Origin of the sequence: Pseudomonas frederiksbergensis, assembly GCF_001874645.1 — a bacterium.
Lineage (GTDB): Bacteria > Pseudomonadota > Gammaproteobacteria > Pseudomonadales > Pseudomonadaceae > Aquipseudomonas > Aquipseudomonas frederiksbergensis_B.
The window spans coordinates 1,157,941-1,174,140 of record NZ_CP017886.1; the positions used below are offsets into that span (position 1 = coordinate 1,157,941).

General features: G+C 60.7%; 16 protein-coding genes and 1 pseudogene. 6 read left to right on the forward strand and 11 right to left on the reverse strand.

Translation table 11 applies throughout. From position 1 onward, the window contains the following. Positions 1 to 48: 48 nt before the first annotated feature. Positions 49 to 747: an orotidine-5'-phosphate decarboxylase gene (gene pyrF, locus BLL42_RS05825; RefSeq protein WP_167368531.1), complete on the reverse strand. Its 699-nt coding sequence runs from the start codon at positions 745 to 747 to the stop codon at positions 49 to 51. A gap of 306 nt (positions 748 to 1,053) precedes the next feature. On the opposite strand from pyrF, the gene BLL42_RS05830 reads away from it, so the two are divergent. The 3 genes from BLL42_RS05830 (at position 1,054) to xopAW (ending at position 3,745) form a co-directional block, all read left to right on the forward strand. Then, complete coding sequence (locus BLL42_RS05830) at positions 1,054 to 1,818, forward strand: response regulator (RefSeq protein WP_071551194.1); 765 nt, start codon at positions 1,054 to 1,056, stop codon at positions 1,816 to 1,818. After that, complete coding sequence (locus tag BLL42_RS05835; RefSeq protein ID WP_071551195.1) at positions 1,818 to 2,861, forward strand: sensor histidine kinase; 1,044 nt, start codon at positions 1,818 to 1,820, stop codon at positions 2,859 to 2,861. Before BLL42_RS05830 ends, BLL42_RS05835 begins: the two co-directional genes overlap by 1 nt. Before the next feature lie 113 nt (positions 2,862 to 2,974). Then, entirely contained in the window at positions 2,975 to 3,745 is a 771-nt protein-coding gene (gene xopAW, locus BLL42_RS05840) for a XopAW family type III secretion system calcium-binding effector (protein WP_071551196.1), read from the forward strand. 102 nt (positions 3,746 to 3,847) lie between these two features. Here the strand turns inward: xopAW and BLL42_RS05845 are convergent, their stop codons facing one another. The 10 genes from BLL42_RS05845 to BLL42_RS05890 form a co-directional block, all read right to left on the reverse strand. Continuing rightward, the gene (locus BLL42_RS05845) at positions 3,848 to 4,900 is read right to left on the reverse strand and encodes an AI-2E family transporter (RefSeq protein ID WP_071551197.1); all 1,053 of its coding nucleotides are present in this window, start codon (positions 4,898 to 4,900) and stop codon (positions 3,848 to 3,850) included. 71 nt (positions 4,901 to 4,971) lie between these two features. Then, entirely contained in the window at positions 4,972 to 5,778 is an 807-nt protein-coding gene (locus tag BLL42_RS05850) for a DUF4892 domain-containing protein (RefSeq protein WP_071551198.1), read from the reverse strand. A gap of 23 nt (positions 5,779 to 5,801) precedes the next feature. Beyond that, entirely contained in the window at positions 5,802 to 6,461 is a 660-nt protein-coding gene (locus tag BLL42_RS05855; RefSeq protein WP_071551199.1) for a glutathione S-transferase family protein, read from the reverse strand. A 50-nt stretch (positions 6,462 to 6,511) separates the two neighbouring features. After that, positions 6,512 to 7,363 (reverse strand): alpha/beta hydrolase, encoded by an 852-nt coding sequence (locus BLL42_RS05860; protein ID WP_071551200.1) that lies wholly within the window; start codon positions 7,361 to 7,363, stop codon positions 6,512 to 6,514. After that, positions 7,360 to 8,166: an alpha/beta fold hydrolase gene (locus tag BLL42_RS05865; protein WP_071551201.1), complete on the reverse strand. Its 807-nt coding sequence runs from the start codon at positions 8,164 to 8,166 to the stop codon at positions 7,360 to 7,362. The genes BLL42_RS05860 and BLL42_RS05865 overlap by 4 nt, the downstream gene beginning before the upstream one ends. A gap of 125 nt (positions 8,167 to 8,291) precedes the next feature. Then, complete coding sequence (locus tag BLL42_RS05870; RefSeq protein WP_071551202.1) at positions 8,292 to 8,735, reverse strand: hotdog fold thioesterase; 444 nt, start codon at positions 8,733 to 8,735, stop codon at positions 8,292 to 8,294. Positions 8,736 to 8,765: 30 nt separating this feature from the next. After that, on the reverse strand, positions 8,766 to 10,433 hold the full coding sequence (locus BLL42_RS05875) for an AMP-binding protein (protein ID WP_071551203.1): 1,668 nt from the start codon (positions 10,431 to 10,433) through the stop codon (positions 8,766 to 8,768). A 63-nt stretch (positions 10,434 to 10,496) separates the two neighbouring features. After that, positions 10,497 to 10,946 (reverse strand): phosphohistidine phosphatase SixA, encoded by a 450-nt coding sequence (gene sixA / locus BLL42_RS05880; RefSeq protein WP_071551204.1) that lies wholly within the window; start codon positions 10,944 to 10,946, stop codon positions 10,497 to 10,499. Beyond that, positions 10,943 to 11,290: a DUF4389 domain-containing protein gene (locus BLL42_RS05885; RefSeq protein ID WP_071551205.1), complete on the reverse strand. Its 348-nt coding sequence runs from the start codon at positions 11,288 to 11,290 to the stop codon at positions 10,943 to 10,945. The genes sixA and BLL42_RS05885 overlap by 4 nt, the downstream gene beginning before the upstream one ends. A 31-nt stretch (positions 11,291 to 11,321) precedes the next feature. Then, a complete protein-coding gene (locus BLL42_RS05890) occupies positions 11,322 to 12,347 on the reverse strand; it encodes an NAD(P)H-dependent glycerol-3-phosphate dehydrogenase (RefSeq protein WP_071551206.1) in 1,026 nt (341 codons plus the stop codon). A 224-nt stretch (positions 12,348 to 12,571) separates the two neighbouring features. On the opposite strand from BLL42_RS05890, the pseudogene BLL42_RS05895 reads away from it, so the two are divergent. The 3 genes and pseudogenes from BLL42_RS05895 to BLL42_RS05905 form a co-directional block, all read left to right on the forward strand. Next, positions 12,572 to 13,189 (forward strand): annotated as a pseudogene (locus BLL42_RS05895) (TonB-dependent receptor); the annotation flags it as partial. A gap of 1 nt (position 13,190) precedes the next feature. After that, positions 13,191 to 14,120, forward strand: coding sequence for an ABC transporter substrate-binding protein (locus tag BLL42_RS05900; protein ID WP_071551207.1), 930 nt, complete (start codon positions 13,191 to 13,193; stop codon positions 14,118 to 14,120). Beyond that, the gene (locus BLL42_RS05905; RefSeq protein ID WP_071551208.1) at positions 14,117 to 16,015 is read left to right on the forward strand and encodes an ATP-binding protein; all 1,899 of its coding nucleotides are present in this window, start codon (positions 14,117 to 14,119) and stop codon (positions 16,013 to 16,015) included. The genes BLL42_RS05900 and BLL42_RS05905 overlap by 4 nt, the downstream gene beginning before the upstream one ends. Positions 16,016 to 16,200: the final 185 nt, after the last annotated feature.

Below are 16,200 nucleotides of genomic sequence, written 5' to 3' on the forward strand. Positions count from 1 at the left end.
ACAGTGGATGGTGTAACCCCTGTAGGAGCTGGCGCAGCCTGCGATCTTTTACGCCAGTTCGGCGACAACGTCGGCCAGTGCCTTCGCCGGATCGGCTGCCTGGCTGATCGGACGGCCAATCACCAGATAGTCGGAACCGGCATCCAGTGCCTGACGCGGCGTCAGGATGCGACGTTGATCGTCCTGGGCGCTGCCCGCCGGACGGATCCCCGGGGTCACCAGTTGCAGCGACGGATGCACCGTTTTCAAGGCACGGGCTTCCAGTGCCGAGCACACCAGGCCATCCATCCCGGCTTTTTCTGCCAGTGCCGCCAGACGCAACACCTGCTCCTGCGGTTCGATGTCCAGGCCAATCCCGGCCAGATCCTCACGCTCCATGCTGGTCAGCACGGTCACGCCGATCAACAACGGTTTTGGACCACTGCGCTGGTCAAGCACTTCGCGACAGGCCGCCATCATGCGCAGACCACCGGAGCAATGCACGTTGACCATCCACACGCCCATTTCCGCCGCAGCCTTGACCGCCATCGCGGTGGTGTTCGGAATGTCGTGGAATTTAAGGTCCAGAAACACCTCGAAGCCCTTGTCACGCAAGGTCCCGACGATTTCCGAAGCGCAGCTGGTGAACAGTTCTTTACCGACTTTGACCCGGCACAGTTTCGGGTCCAACTGGTCGGCCAGCTTCAGTGCGGCGTCACGGGTAGGGAAATCCAGGGCGACGATGATAGGAGTCTGGCAGGCGGACATGAGTGGGCTCTCAGGCAAGTCGAAATCGGCGCGCATTGTAGCGGAACGCGAGCCCGTCCGGGACCCGATGATCGGTAAATCATCTTCAACCGTGCCGATCAGCGGATGATAAACCCGGCGGGCGCAGTAATTATGTCGAAACAGATACACTCACGACACGCCCTCAACACCCCCAAAGACTACCCTCGCCAACCGCAAGACCTCCTGACAGCACTTCCCGCCTCACGGCCGGACGCCTATGCTGAAGCCACTACCTCGCAGCCCATCTTTTGTGGTTGGCAGCCTCTCTGGCAGATGAACGTACGCATGCATAATAGCCCCGCTTCTCTGAACGACGATCAAAAAGCCCCCGTAGCCGGCGAAGACAAACGCTGGAACACCCGCGCGCTGATCGTTGACGATGACGTTCCGATCCGCGAACTGCTGATCGACTACCTGGCCCGCTTCAACATCCACGCCAGCGGCGTGACCGATGGCGCCGCGATGCGCTTGGCGCTGCAAGCGGAGCATTACGACGTGGTAGTGCTGGACCTGATGTTGCCCGGCGAAGACGGTCTGTCGCTGTGCCGCTGGCTGCGCGCCGAATCGGACATCCCGATCCTGATGCTCACTGCCCGCTGCGAACCCACCGACCGCATCATCGGCCTGGAACTGGGGGCCGATGACTACATGGCCAAGCCGTTCGAGCCACGCGAGCTGGTCGCACGGATTCAAACCATTCTGCGCCGTGTACGCGATGACCGTACCGAACAACGCGCCAACATTCGCTTCGACAACTGGCGCCTCAACAGCGTGCTGCGCCAGTTGATCTCCGCCGACGGCCTGGTGGTGCCGCTGTCGAATGCTGAATTCCGTTTGCTCTGGGTGTTCATCGAGCGCCCGAGGCGGGTTCTCAGCCGCGAGCAATTACTGGACGCTGCCCGTGGACGCTCGATCGAAGCGTTCGATCGCAGTATCGATTTGCTGGTCTCGCGTCTGCGGCAAAAGCTCGGTGACGATCCAAAATCGCCTCAACTGATCAAAACCGTTCGCGGCGAAGGTTACCTGTTCGACGCCCGAGACATCGGCTGATGCGTGCGCGCTTCGATACGCTGTTCGGCCGCCTGTTTGGCGTGCTGTTGCTGGCGATTATCCTGGCGCACCTTCTGGCGTTCTTCTGGTTTCATCATTACGGCCCGCCGCCGCCCCCTCCACCTCCGGAGTTTTCCGCCGGGTTCAGCGGGCCACCGCCACCACCACACTTCAAAAACAGACTCCCGCGGCCCTGGTTTGGCGGCCCGCTCGTACCGCTGACCTTCCAACTCATCTCGCTGGTCATCGCCGCCTGGTACGGCGCAAAGCTACTGTCCCGGCCGATTCAACGCCTGAGCGCGGCCGCCGAGAGCCTCAGCGAAAACCTCGACAGCCCACCGCTCGATGAGTCCGGCCCACGGGAGGCACGGCAAGCGGCGCACACCTTCAACCTGATGCAGAAGCGTATCCGTGAACAGGTACAGCAGCGCTCGCGCATGCTCGGCGCCGTTTCCCATGACCTGCGTACGCCACTGTCGCGGCTCAAGTTGCGCCTGGAGCAGATCGACGACGACAAGCTGCAAGGGCAGATGCGGCAGGACCTCGACGACATGATTCGCATGCTCGACGCGGCCCTCAGCTACCTGCACGAACAACGTACCAGCGAAGCCCTGCAGTGGATGGACGTGCAGGCGCTGATCGAATCGCTCTGCGAAAATGCCCAGGACCAGGGCGCTGACGTGCAGGCCAGCGGACACTGTGCGCCACTGCAGGTTCAGCCGATGGCCCTGCGGTCGTGCATCAACAACTTGCTGGACAATGCCTTGCGTTATGCTGGCCAGGCACTGGTCAACCTTGAAGACAGCCGTGAACAGCTGATCATTCGAGTGATCGACCATGGCCCGGGTATCGCCGCCGACAAACGCGAAGCGGTGTTCGAACCCTTCTTTCGCCTTGAAGGCTCACGCAACCGCAACTCCGGCGGCGTAGGCCTGGGCATGACCATCGCACGCGAAGCCGCCGAACGGCTCGGCGGTACGTTAAGCCTGGAAGAAACCCCGGGTGGCGGCCTGACCGCCGTGGTCTGCCTGCCACGGGTCTGAACAGACTCTGTGTGCTGATTCGTACAAATGCCACATACCCACGACAACTCCTCCCCCGAGGCTGCATGGGCCGGTGCCTTCACCGGTTTTATCCATCCGCAGGGAGTGAGCCCATGATCGGCAGCGTCAGCAGTAACTCCAGCTACACCAGCGCCACCAGTGCGGCCTATACCGCCCGACTCCAGCAGCGTCAGAAAGAGCTGTTCGCCAAGCTCGACACCAATGGCGACGGAACCGTTTCCAAGGATGAGCTGAACAGCGCCCTGGCGAAGAACAGCAACAGCGGCGTACTGAACAGCCTGAGCCAGCAATTCAGCAGCCTGGACACCGACAACAGTGGGGGTTTGAGCAGCCAGGAAATGGCCGCCATGACACCACCGCAACACCACGCCCACGATCAGCCGCCCAGCACGGAACTGGCCGACACCATGCTCAGCCTCCTGGACAGCAACGGTGACGGCAGCCTCAGCAGCGATGAGTTGAGCAACGGCTTGACGAAAGCCGGCAGCACCGTCGACAGCAAGAGCCTGTTCGCGGCACTGGACACGAACAACGACGGGAGCGTGAGCAAGGACGAGTTGGTTGCCGCCCTCACACCGCAACAGCCGCCGCAGACGCTGTCCAGCCAACCGGACACGAACTGTGATGGCAGCATCAGCGCCACCGAACCGAGCAATGCCCTGACCACAAGCTCGTCCACCAGCAGCACCGACAATGACACCGCCCTGCTCACGGCATTGCAAACGGGCAGCAGCCAAACCAGCGGCACCATCGATCAAAGCGCCGTCGCCGAGGCCCTGAGCAAATTGATCGTCAGCATGAATCAGCAGTACTCGCAGGCCAATACGCAGACCTCAAGCAAAAACCTGAGCGCCGCAGCCTGATTCAAGTGAAACCCTGAAAAGATCGCAGCCTGCGGCAGCTCCTACGCGGTATTCGCATTTACCGTAGGAGCTGCCGCAGGCTGCGATCTTTTCACAGGCGACTCAACGCTTTTCTTCAACCCGCCCCTGACTGTTGCTCCAGTCGATCAACAGGCTGTACGCCACGGCCAACAAGGTCGGACCGATGAACAAGCCGATAAAGCCAAAGGCGATCAACCCGCCAAATACGCCGAGCAGCACGATCACCAGCGGCAGGTTGCCGCCACGGCTGATCAGGTAGGGTTTGAGTACGTTGTCGACGCCGCTGATGATGAACGTGCCCCAGATGCCGAGAAACACCGCCAGGCCGTATTCGCCTTTCCAGGCCAGCCAGGCGGTGGCCGGAATCCATATCAGCGGCGGGCCCATGGGAATCAGGCTCAGCAGGAAGGTGACGATACCCAGCACCAGCGCGCCCGGCACACCGGCAATCAGGAAGCCGATCAGCGCCAGAATCGCCTGGGCGGCAGCGGTGCCAATGACCCCGTTGACCACCCGCTGCACCGTTCCGGCCACCAGTTCGATGTAGTAACCGGCGCGCTCGCCAATCAGCCGCTCCAGCAGACGATGGGCGAACACCGCCAATCGCGGGCCATCCCGATAGAAAAAGAACACGAAAACGATGCTCAAGGTCAGCTCGAGAATCCCGCCGCCGATCTGCGCACTGCGCGCCAGCAACCAGTTGCCGACCTGCCCCAGATAGGGTTTGACTGCCAGCATCAGCGCCGCACCTTGCTGGTCAATACTGTTCCAGAGCCCTGCCAGCCGCTCGCCCACCACGGGAATCCCGGCCAGCCACACCGGTGCTTCCGGCAAACCTTCAACCTGCACGTCCTTGATGAACGCCGTGGCATCGCGCACATGATCAGCCAGGTTAAAACCGAGCCACACCAACGGTACCGCCACCAACACCATCCAGCCCAGAGTCAGCAGCGCCGCCGCGAGGGATTCGCGACCGTTGAGCCAGCGGGTCAGCAAGCGCATCAGCGGCCAACTGACGAACGCCAGCACCGCGCCCCAGAACAGCGCCGACCAAAAGGGCGCCATCACCCAGAAACTGGCACCGAACAACACCAGGAGCAGAATCTGTACCAACAGGCGATCATTATTGATCATGAAGTATCTCGAACAAGGTCCACCAACAAAGAGTAGGCGAACGGCCAATGACACGTTCGCCAAGGGAAAACTTATCGCAGGAACTCGATGTGCAGGCCGGTTGCTGGCACGTTGCCAAGTTCCATTCGCGCCGCACGCACACCCTGCCCGACCAGCGCCTGACGCCAGGCTTCGGCATTGGCTCCGGAAACACTGACGCGCAAAGTCGTATCGAGGTTCAAGCCACGTGACAGCAACGTCAGCCAAGCCGGTTGCGGATCACCCGTCAGCCGCGGCAGGTCCAGCACACCGGTGTCCTTGAGCTGACGTAACAGGGTCGCCGAGGTCGGCAACAACTCGCCCAATGGCGTGCTGGCTTCGAACTGTTCGACGTGCAGATAGGCTTTGCGATTGCCGCGAGTGATGCTGTAAAGCGCCAACAGTGAGTTGTCCTGTGGTGCCGCGAGTCGCAGCAGCAGATAAGCCTGTTGATCGTCGGCGCCATAGAGTTTGGCGTTGCCGAACACCTCATTGGCCCACAGGCTGCTTTCGCCGCAATCGCGGGCCTGGCACCAGAACAACAGTTCGGCCCCCTGTTTCTGCAAGGCTTCGCGAGCGGCGGTAAAGGCCTCGGTAGACGAATGCTCCGGCGGCAACTCGTAAGTCACCGAGGTCGCTTTTCCGCGGGCACTGACCTGACCATCGAAACGCAGTTGGCCACTGATTTTGCGGATCGCGCCCATGGGATAGATCCGTTCAAGCTCGGCAGCCGGGCGATAGTCGACGATCTGCGCATCGGCCAGACGTGGCACCAGCGGCAAATCGTGACTTCCAGGCACATCGGCAGCAAACACCAGCGAACTGAAACACCCCAACCCCAACAAACTGATCAAGCGCATGCTTTTCAACCTTGAAGGTACTTTCATCGGATCAGCATGGCCTGAGCGCCTTTGACGACATTGGCGTCGTCGATACGCGGCGGGACCTGCAAGCCGCGCTGCACCGCCGGGCGAGCCTCCATCGCCGCCATCCAGCGCTGCAAGGAGGGTAAACCGTCTACCGAAACGCCAGACCATTCATGGCCACGGACCCACGGATACGTGGCGATGTCAGCAATGCTGTACTCATCGGCCAGGTACTCGACAGTTTCCAGGCGCGTGTTCAGCACTTCATACAAACGCCGGGTTTCATGCTGATAGCGGTCGATGGCGCCCTGAAGCTTTTCCGGGAAATAACGGAAAAACACGTTGGCCTGGCCCTGCATCGGGCCAATACCGCCCATCTGGAACATCAGCCACTGGATCACCACCGAACGCCCTTTCGGATCTTTGGGCAGCAGTTTTCCGCTCAGTTCAGCCAGGTAGATGAGAATCGCGCCGGATTCGAACACGGCGAAATCACCGTTGGCCCGGTCGACAATCGCCGGGATCCGGCCATTGGGATTGATCGTGAGAAACGCTGGAGCCTTTTGTTCCTTATTGTCGAAACTCAAGGCATGCACCGTGTAGGGCATGCCGAGTTCCTCGAGCACGATAGAGACCTTGTGGCCATTCGGGGTCGCAGCGGTGTAGAGATCTATCATGGTTGTCTCCCATTTCAACCCGCCCAGCCTCGACAGTTGCCCGCTGCAAGTCAAGGAACGGCGAAGAACCGATTGAAACAGTCTGCAACAAGGGCGGCGCCGGACTCGTCATTCAGGTGCAAATGATGGCCGCCGGGCAGCTGTTCACGGCTAAAGGGTAGACGCTCCAGCAGTTCAGGATGTTTGGCGAGCATACCGTCAGCAGCGACCACCAATTGCGCAGGGCAACTGATGCGCTGAACGAAGGACATCGCCTGTTCATCTGTCAGACGCAGTGGAGACGCCAGCGTCAGGCGACTGTCGGTGCGCCAGGTGTAACCGCCCGGCACCGGCATCAAACCCCGCTGAGCGAGTAATTCGGCGGCCTCACGGCTGACCGCGACCAGACCTTTCATCCGCGCTTCGATGGCTCGGTCCAGGGTGCTGTAGACCGGTTTGCGCTTTTCTTGCAGATCGAGCTGCGCTTGCAGGGCCATGCCCATGCGTTCGGCGGTGTTGTCGTGGGCGGCGGTGGGCGGAATCACCCCGTCGATCAGCGCCACGTGCGTCACGCGCTCAGGCAAGGCACCGGCGAGCACCACCGAAACGATCGCGCCCATGGAATGGCCCAACAGCGCAAAACGCTTCCAGCCCATCTGTTCCGCGACTTGCAGCACATCGTGAGCGTAATCCCACAGCGCATAACCGGCGCCCAATGGCCGATGCCCGGAATGCCCGTGACCCGCCATGTCCAGCGCGATAATTCGTAGACCTTCAAGCTTCGGCGCCAGGCGCGCAAAGCTGTTGGCGTTGTCGAGCCAGCCATGCAAGGCAATCACCGGCAGGCCGTCTTCGGGGCCGAACAGGTGCGCAGCCAACTCGATGTGCGGCAGACTCAGGCGGACTTCTTCGACGCTGCTCATGCGCAACTCCGCTCGCTGCGCCCTTGCCAACGGCTGAACAGGTTTTTCAGCAAGGCTGCGGTGTCTTGCGGGCGCTCAAGGGGAAACATGTGGCCGCCGGGCATCGTCAGTGACTCGCCTTGCGGCATACGGCCCACAAAGCTTGCGTGATGACGCATGACCACCCGGCTCTGCCGGCCTCGAACCACCGCCAGCGGTACTTTCAACTGGCGAGGACGACCTGGACTGGTGTGCGGAACGCCACGGTAGATGCTGATCTCGGTGGCCGGATCAAAGCACAAACGCAGGCGATCACCGACCTTGTGCAGACCGTGCTGCAAATAGGCATCGAAGCATTCCGGATCGAAACCGCGAAACAGGGTTTTACCCGCGAAATAGCTGCGCGCCGATTCCAGGTCGGCGAACTCCTCGCGACGCCCCAACGTGCGGCCGGCCGGGGTCAAGCGGTCGATAAAGCCAAAACGCTTGGCCGCACGGATGACCCATTGATCGGGGCGGGTCAGCACCGGCGAATCCAGCATCACCACGCCACGATACAGCTCAGGGCAACGCAAGGCCGCGTGCAGGTGCAAGACGCCGCCAAAGGAATGACCAACGCCCCACACCGGTTCGGGTTGCTGCTTCAGATGATGGATCAGTTCATCCACCAGGTTGTGCCAGTTATCGTCGGCCGGGAACCGTGGGTCATGGGCATGCTGCTGCAGATGCGCGACCTGGTACTCCGGCGCCAATGCGGCAAACAACTTGCCGTAAGTGCCTGAAGGAAAGCCATTGGCATGAGCGAAAAAGATCTGCTGCGGCATAACGGCGCGTCCATAAACGAAATCAGGTGTTGATTGTCCGTAAGACGCACGCTCACAGCAATGACCGTAACTGCCAAGAAGAGTGGTAGGAGCTGCCGCAGGCTGCGATCTTTTGATCTTCAGATTTAGCGAGCCGGCGGCGTTTCACCCAGCGGTACCACCGCCATGGTCAACCGTGACACACAGCTGGCCTTGCCTTCATCGCTGCTCAAGCGAATATCCCAGACGTGCGTGGTGCGGCCGATGTGGATCGGTTTGGCCACCGCCGTTACCCGACCGCTGCGCAGGCCGCGCAAGTGGTTGGCGTTTATTTCCAGGCCCACGCAATAGAATTTGCTGGCGTCGATGCACAGGAAGCTGGCCATGGAACCGACGGTTTCGGCCAGTACCACCGAGGCACCGCCATGCAGCAAACCGTAGGGTTGGTGGGTGCGATGGTCGATGACCATGCTGGCGGTCAGCGACTCGTCATCAAACGCCTCGAAGCGTATATCCAGCACTTCGCCGATGGTGTTTTTCTGAATCGCATTCAACTGTTCAATGTTGGGCGCGGTACGCCACAGAGTCATCGCTGCATCCTTCATTGGTTTTATTTCAGGTCAATCCTGCCACAACACGGCTTCGCTGCGTGCACTCCACTCTTCGAAACGTGCGCCATACGCCGCCTCGATCACGTTGCGCTTGATCTTCAAGGTCGGCGTGAGAAAGCCGTTTTCCACCGCCCAGCTGTCCTTGACCACTACCAGTTGGCGCATGCGTTCGTGCTTGTCGAGAGCACCGTTAACCTCTTCGAGCAAGCTTTCCAGGCTCGACTGCAAGGCATTGCGCGCCGCGCTGGCGGCGTCCTGCAAACCGACTGCCGAGAGCACGCACAGTCCAAGTGGCGCACTCAGACCGTCGCCGACCACACACACCTGCTCAATACGTGAATGCACTGCCAGACGGTTTTCAATCGGCGCTGGCGCGACGTACTTGCCCTTGCTGGTCTTGAAGATTTCCTTGAGCCGCCCAGTCAGGCGCAAATAGCCTTCGGCGTCTTGCTCACCCTTGTCACCCGTGCGTAGAAAGCCGTCCTCGGTGATCGTCTCGGCGGTTTTCTGCGGCTCCTTGAAATAGCCAAGCATGGTCGCGCCACTGCGCACCAGCACCTCGCCCGAGTCCTCGATCCGTACCTCCACCTCCGGGCACGGCTTGCCGATCCAGCCAAGCTTGTTCTGGCCCGGCAGGCAAATATGGGAATAACCGCAGCTTTCGGTCATGCCGTAAACCTCAAGCACCTCCAGCCCAAGGCGTTTGTACCAGTGCAGCAGGGCCTGCGGCACCGGCGCGGCGCCCGACAAGGCAACGCGCAAGGCGTCCAGCCCCAGACCTGCGAGCACCTTGTGCCCGACCCGTTTACCGATGATCGGCAAGCCAAGGAGGAAATCCAGGCGCTTTGCCGGAATCCTGCTGTACACGCCCATCTGAAATCTGCTCCAGATGCGCGGCACGCCGAACAGCGCCGTAGGCCGCGCGCGCTGCAAATCGGTGAGAAACGTGTCGAGGCTTTCAGCAAAAAATACCGTTTGCCCGGTGTAGATCGACGCCAACTCGACAAACATCCGCTCGGCGACGTGGCACAGCGGCAGGTACGACAACAACCGGTCCGACTCATTGAGACCAAACAACTGCGTGCCGTGAGTCGTGGCGAAACCCAGGTTGCCGAAACTGTGCATCACGCCTTTGGGCAAACCGGTGGTGCCGGAGGTGTAAATGATGGTCGCCAACTGGTCGGCACCGGGCGTTGGATCGTCCTGAATCGGTGAGCTGCGTTGCAGATCGGCCCAACTGAAATCGAATTCACCCCCCGGGCACAACGGCAGACTGATGGTCGGCAGATCGGCTCTGACGCCCTTGGACATACCCGGCCAATCGTCCAGCTTGCCGATGAACACCAGCGCAGCCTCCGAGTGTTCGAGCACCTGGGCCACCGAATCGGCCGTCAGGTTGGGATACAACGGAACGGAAACATGCCCAGCCATCCAGATCGCCAGGTCGGCAATGATCCAGTGCGCGCAGTTTTTCGATATCAGTGCAATGTGGCTGCCTTGAGGCAGCTCCCGGGCACGCAGCCAGTGAGCGGCACACCGCGCCTGGTGGCCGACGTCGGCCCAGGTCAGCGTCTCGACCTGGCCGCCGCCAATCGGCTGGACCAGAAAACGCTGGCGGGGATGGCGAGCTTCACGCTCGTAGAACACTTGCAGCGGCAAACGAAAAGCGGCGGGCATGCGAAGCGCTCCTTTTTGTTCGGTATGGCGGCAAGCGTAGCCCAACCAGGCAATTCAAAAGATCTACGGGTTCTTCACACTATTGAGCGTCATGCCCCCGGCCAGCGGCAAATCAGCTTCAAGCTCGGCCAGGCTGGCAGTACTCATCGGCTGCGGCGCACGCAAATGGCCGTGCTGCAACAAGCCGATCAAGCTCCCCACCAGAGGGTTATGGCTGATCAGCAGAACGTTATCCGCCGTGTCGAGCCGATCGACGACGGTCAGTGGATTACTGTCTGGCGTCAGCCATGCCTCGGTGCGGATCTCCGGCTCAAAGCCCAACACCTCGCGCACCAGCTGCGCGGTCTGCCGGGCCCGCACGTACGGGCTGGCGATGATCGCCTGAATCGGCTGGCCGATCAGTTGCGCGGCACTGCGCAGCACTTCTTCGCGACCCTGCTGGGTCAACTCCCGTTCGGCGTCGCTACGGGCGTGAGACTCGGCTTGACCGTGACGCAACACCCAGACTTTCATAGCTTCGGCTCCTCGTCACGGGCCGGATGTGGCGCTGGCGGTACGGCGTGCGGAGCCTCGCCTTCCGGTGTCCGCGGGGTTGGCCAATCGGCGAATGGCCAAGGTTTCTGGTCGCTGTGGAAACTGCCGAAGCGGCCGATCTGCGCCAGGAACTGGCTGAGGCTGTCACCGAAGTTCATCAAGCCAAGGCTCGGTGCGCCGTAGATCAAGCGATAAATGAGCTGCACCAGCACCACGGCGCCAAGGATAAATTGCGCGACTTGCCAGACCAGCACATACACCAGCATCCACAGCACGCGCAGCAGGATGGATTCGTACTTGGCTTCTACTTTTGGATCGTTCATGTCTCGCTCCCTGCCCCTGTAAATTGAGTACTCAGTTGAAACCGCTGGTGGAGATAAAATCGACATCGGTTTTCGGCTCGCCGCGCATCAGCAGTTCAATAACCTGATTGAGCGTGCGCCCTTCAAACAGGATTGCATGCAAACCGGCGACCAACGGCATATAAACCCCGACTTCCTGAGCCTTGGCCTTGAGCACCTTGAGGGTGTTGACGCCCTCGGCGACTTCTCCAAGACTCGTCACCGCCTCCTCCAGGCTCAAGCCCTGGCCAAGCGCAAAGCCGACCTGATAATTGCGGCTTTTCGGTGACGAACAGGTGACGATCAGGTCACCCACCCCGGCCAGCCCCAGGAAGGTCATCGGGTTGGCACCCTGATTCACCGCAAAGCGGGTCATTTCCGCCAACGCACGGGTGATCAACATGCTCTTGGTGTTTTCACCCATGCCCAACGCCACGGCCATGCCGGCGATGATCGCGTAGACGTTTTTCAGTGCCCCACCCAGTTCCACACCATAACGGTCGGCACTGGCGTACACGCGAAAGGTCCGACCGTGCAGCGCCGCCTGAACCCGCTGGCAAAGTGCTTCGTCTTCACTGGCGACCACTGTGGCGGTCAGCGCGTGCTCGGCCACTTCACGGGCCAGGTTCGGCCCGGACAACACACCGATGCGTGCTTGCGGTGCGATTTCCTGAAGAATTTCGCTCATCAGCTTGAAGGTATGGGCTTCGATACCTTTGGTCAGGCTCACCAGCAACTTGCCGCTCAGGCGTTCGGCATACGGCACCAGCACCGAACGCAGGGCGCTGGAAGGCAGTGCGACGAAACACAGGTCGCAATCATTCAGGGTGGCGAGCAAGTCGGTGACCGGCTCCACCGCAGGGTGAACCTTGATGCCCTTGAGGTAGCGTGGATTCTCGCGGTTGACCCGAATGGCCTCGGCCTGTTCAGGATCGCGCATCCACTGCCGGACCTGATGACCGTTCTCGGCCAACAAATTAGCCACGGCGGTACCAAAACTTCCGCCTCCCAGGACCGCAATCGGGCGCTGTTCAGTCATATGTAATCCGTTAATCCAATACCAGTGGCAATAACCGCATTATACGGAGCGGTCCAGCGTCGGCCAGCCCCTCTATCAATTAGCGGCACTTGTAGGAAGCAGACCTGCAAATCCGAGGAAAATGCCGGCATCGTGACTGGAAAACTCGAACAGCTCGGTTAACATGCGCGGCAATTAACCGTTATCAAGGCTGCACCGTGTCTGTTGGCCCTCCCCACCTTCGTTCCTCGCTCAGTCCCGGTGCCTACAGCCGGTCCAGTGCCCGTTACTTCGTCGAGACCCGTGACCCCGGCAACCTCGATCAAGAACACATGCGTTCGCGGGAACTGGGGTATAACAGCTACTTCGCTGACGTTGGGCTGAACGTCGACGTGAAACTGTTCTACGACGAAATCACCGACATGATCAGCGAGCCGCTGCGCAACAATCAGTACATTGCCAGCAACAGCAACGCCTCGCGCTTCAGCGGCACTGAAACCCAGTTTGACTGGAGAGTCAGCGCCGCCGACCGGCTGCGTCTGACCTACGCTTATGTCGATGCCAGGTCCAGTAACCCTCTGGATGAACCATTCAACGCACGCAACAGCGGCTCCGCCGGTTGGCTACGCGATTGGAGCAACGGCTGGAACAGTGCGCTGTTCTACTACGGTGACGACGCACTCAATGGCTACCGCTTCGAACGTGTCGACACGCGCATCGCCAAACGCATCGCGCTGGGCAAGGCCAACCTTGAACTGGCCGGCATCCTGCAACAACGCCTCGACAACCAGCCGACGACCTTTGTCGACAACCACTATGACTCGCGCCACGTGCTCTATTTAAGCGCCGAGTTAAAGTTCTGACATGGGCCTCAGCCAGACACGCGCCCTCTCCCCCCGAAGCCGCCGGCCTTGGGTTTGGGGACTGTTGCTGGTCTGCCTGGGCAGTCTGCCCGTGCGCGCTGCCGACGTGTTGCTGACCGGCGCTGAAGACAGTCCCGGCGTGCAGGCCTTTACCCGTGCCCTGGCCGAACAGCGACCCGAAGACACTGTGCGCTTCGCACGCCTTGCCGACCTCCCCGCACCGTCCCGGCTACCTGACACGACCCGACTGATCCTGCTGGACCTGCCGAGCCTGGACTGGCGCCTGCAAGACAATCAGGGGCCGGCGACTCTGGTGCTGCGCATCAGCCGCCTGCAAGCCCATCAGCGCTTGGGTAATACCCTGCCCCTGCACCTGAGCCTGCTGTGGAGTGATCCACCGCTGAGCCGCCAACTTCGCCTGATCCAGGCGCTCTTGCCGCCAGTACGACGGGTCGGCGTGCTGTACGGGATGAACAGCGAGTTTCTGCTCAAGGAACTGCACCACGCCGCGCACCGGCTGGGGCTGGAGATCGTCGCCGAACGTTGGGACAACACCAATGACAGCCGACCTTTGCAGGCGCTGCTGAAAAATAGCGACGTACTATTGGGACTCGACGACCCCGACGTGTATAGCCCCAAAACCGCCAAGAATCTGCTGCTCAGCAGCTATGGCCGACAGCGTGCGTTAATCGGCCCCAACGCCGCGTTCGTCAAGGCCGGCAGCCTGGCCAGCACCTACAGCGATCAGAACGATTGGCTGGCGATTCTTGGTAACTTGCTTGACCGCCCGCCGGCCAGTTGGCCGCGCACGCTCTATCCGCAGCGCTTCAAGGTATTAAGTAACCCGCAAGTCGCTCGTTCCTTAGGCATCGAACAGATTGACCCCACAGCTGTTGCAACACAGTTGGCCGAAGGAGAAAACCGCCCATGAGCTTGCGCCGCCATTGGGGCATCAATACCCGCACCCAGATCATCAGCCTCGGCCCGGCGCTGCTGCTGACGTTGCTGCTGATCAGTTTCTTTACCGTCGTGCGAATTCAGGATTTACGCCAGGAGCTCAACCACACCGGCCAACTGATCGCCAATCAACTGGCCCCAGCCACCGAGTACGGTGTGATCTCCGGCAACAATGAGGTGCTCGAAAGCCTGATGAAGGCCTCGCTGACAACACCGCACGTGCGTTTTCTGGAGGTACAGGACAACGCCAACAAGGTTCTGGTACGCGTCGAGCAGCCCTCGGAAAACCGCCAGCGCTCGCAACAGGTCGAAGTGTTTCAAGCAGCAGTGCGCTTGCAACGGATCAAGCTCAACGACGATTTCCTGCAGGGGCCGCCACCCGCCATCGGCCCCTCCGAAGACTATCTGGGACGAGTTGTCGTCGGTATGTCCAACGATGCCTTCAGCCAGCGACAACAGGAGATCCTGCTCAAGGCCGCGATCCTCGCATTGTTCGCCCTGCTCTTTACCTTTCTGCTGGCCCGGCGCCTGGCCGCCAGCCTGTCAGAGCCCATCAGCGCCATGGGCAATGCGGTCAAGGCGATTCAGCAAGGCGACTACAAAACGCCACTGCCGATCGTCGACGATGCCGAACTGGGTAACCTGTCGCGCCACATCAACAACCTCGCCGATGGGCTTGAACTCGCCAGCCGTGAGCAGCATCAGGCCATGGCGCAACTGATCCAGACCCGCGAAGAAGCGGAAAAGGCCAACAGCGCCAAATCCGACTTCCTGGCGATGATGAGCCATGAATTACGCACGCCGATGAATGGCGTGCTGGGCATGCTGCAACTGCTCGAAACCACCGACATGACCGAGGAACAGATCGAGTACGCCGCACTGGCGTCGGAGTCTACCGAGCACTTGCTCAAGGTCATCAACGACATTCTCGACTTCTCGCGCATCGAACGCTCGGCCCTGGAGCTGGAGCACATCCCGTTCAACCTCGCCGAGCTGATCCACAACTGCGCCCAGGCTTTCCAGCACAGCGCGGTGCAACGCGGTCTGAGTCTGGAGCTGCAGATTCCGGACGACATGCAGGCCCTGCAAGTACAGGGCGACCCGACCCGGATCCGGCAGATCCTGGTCAACCTGATCGGCAATGCCTTGAAGTTCACCGAAAAAGGCCGGGTGACGATCGAACCGCAGTGGCAATCGCTGGACCACGAACTGCTGTGGTTCACCTGCACTGTGCGCGACAGCGGGATTGGCATTTCGGCGCAAAGTCTGGAGCTGATGTTCAATGCCTTCCAGCAGGCCGACAGCTCGATCTCCCGACGCTACGGCGGCACCGGCCTGGGTCTGCCCATTGCGCGCACGCTGGCCGAGCGCATGGGCGGCACACTGCGCGCTCAGAGTGAGGAAGGCCGAGGCTCGGTGTTTACCCTGGAAATTCCGCTGGCGCTGTCCAGGCAGACGCCGCCGGCCCTGGCACCGCGCACGCCTGCCGGCAACGACCACGGCGAGGGGCGCAATGTACTGCTGGTGGAAGACAACCCGGTGAACCAGACTGTTATCGAAGCAATGCTGCGCAGTCTGGGCTTTACTGTCAGCGTCGCCACCGACGGTGCGCAGGCGGTACGCAGTGCCGAGAGCCTGATTTTCGAGGCGATATTGATGGATTGCCGGCTGCCGGTCATCGATGGTTACGAAGCCACCCGGCAGATCCGTCAACTGCCCGGCTGCACCCATCTACCTATTATCGCCCTGACGGCCAACGCGTTGCAGGGTGACCGCGAGGCCTGTCTATCGGCGGGAATGAACGATTATCTGGCCAAACCTTTCAAACACACTGATCTGCAGCAAATTCTGCAACGTTGGGTACGCTAGGGTCTGTTGACGCTTGGTGGGGGGGTGATCGACCATCTGCGACTGGCGTGAAAGGCGAAAGTGCGGCAGTCTTAGGCACCTTGACAGCTCGAAATCGGGCTTGAAAAATAATTTCAGTGCACAAGTGTACATTCATGTCCCTTGTGCTGTGACTTTCACCACAACGCAATAGTCTATGAGTAGGC